Here is a 1,389-nt window from a genome sequence, read left to right as displayed (position 1 = left end):
AGCATCTTGAACCTGCCGGGATACGGCAGCACATAACCCATACCCACCCGGGTCAATTCTCAATGGAAACCCCGGGTCACATCTCAGTGGCAATCAACACCCTCTCAACTAATCGTTTTCGGATCGGTCGCCGGGCATGGCGGCTATCGCATGTCCCAGCTCCAGAAGGGCGCGTCGTGGTATAACAATCTGATCGACCACGCGAAGGAAGCGGCTGCGCGGGCCGTTGCGGCCGGCAAAAGCTATCGCTGCCTCGCCGTCCCACTTCGCCTTGGCGTGAACGACGCTGGTGCTGGAACGACGCGGGCTGCCTACGCGGCGGCTATGGTTCAGTTGCAGGCAGATATCTCCGCAGACATTCTCGCCGGAATCAACCCGATCCTTACCGCGGGAGGCTTTTCCGCGCAGACCGCGCCGGTACACATGCTGTTCAACCAGTCAGGCAGCGGTGCCACCATTGCCGCATATGGCGAGATCGTCTTGGCGCAATACGACGCATGCAACGCCAACCCTGCCCGCATCCATTTCGTCGGGCCGACTCACCATCTCCAGACCACGGCCGACACTCTGCATGAAACGAACGTGTCGCAACTTCGGATGGGCCGGCGCTATGGGCGGGCAGGCAAGCAACTGCTCGTCGATGGCAACAAGCCGGACTGCATCTGGCCGATCTCAGCTTTCACTCGTGGTGCAACGCTGCGCGTGAAGTTTCGGGCCCCCAAGTTCCCGCTTATTCTGAATACCGCACTGCTCGGAACATTCACGGACATGGGATTCAAGGTCACCGATGACACTGGTACGCTTGCACTGACGAGCTTTGCAATCAGTACTAGCGGTGATGAAGTCGTAATCACCCTCGATCGCACCGTAACAACCAATCCTGTCGTTCGGTATGGTTGTGACTACAAGTCCAGCATTTCCACGTTTGGTACGTCCGCTGGGGGACCTATCACTGATAGCACTCGAAACACGACAACTATCAGCGGGGTCACCTATTCCGAACCCCATTTGGCACCGCAGTTTGATATGAAGATTATTGCCCTTCAAGCGCAGGCTTGATGCAGCCTACCGCCCCGTTACCAGGCCTCGTCCTTGTAGCAATCTTCGCACGGCTGCCTTTCTGTGCAGCGTGCGATGCCGTGAGAGCAAATATGCGCGGGCTTTGGGATGAGGCCGAGGAATTGTCGGATGAGCATAAGCAGAGGCATTTCAGGGTGATATCTGACTTTGATACGGGGGCCAAGGCTCGTGATGCACGACACACCTGATCCGGCCTCAATGAAGGCCGTCATTGACAGGCTCGAACGGGGGGACCGCAAGTTCGACGAAATGGCCGAGTTCAATCATGCGACCGACGCGAAGGTAGAGGCGTTGGCCGCCGCGATCGCC

General features: G+C 58.0%; 1 protein-coding gene. It reads left to right on the top strand.

Annotation, left to right across the window (positions count from 1 at the left end; all coding sequences use genetic code 11):
* Window positions 1–150 precede the first annotated feature (150 nt).
* On the top strand, window positions 151–1,059 hold the full coding sequence (locus ADT71_RS00210; protein WP_054434092.1) for a hypothetical protein: 909 nt from the start codon (window positions 151–153) through the stop codon (window positions 1,057–1,059).
* Window positions 1,060–1,389 lie beyond the last annotated feature (330 nt).

This window comes from Novosphingobium sp. ST904, from assembly GCF_001298105.1.
In the GTDB taxonomy this organism is placed as follows: Bacteria; Pseudomonadota; Alphaproteobacteria; order Sphingomonadales; family Sphingomonadaceae; genus Novosphingobium.
Note: the sequence above shows the minus strand (reverse complement) of the source record. Positions and strands in the feature narration are given on the sequence as shown.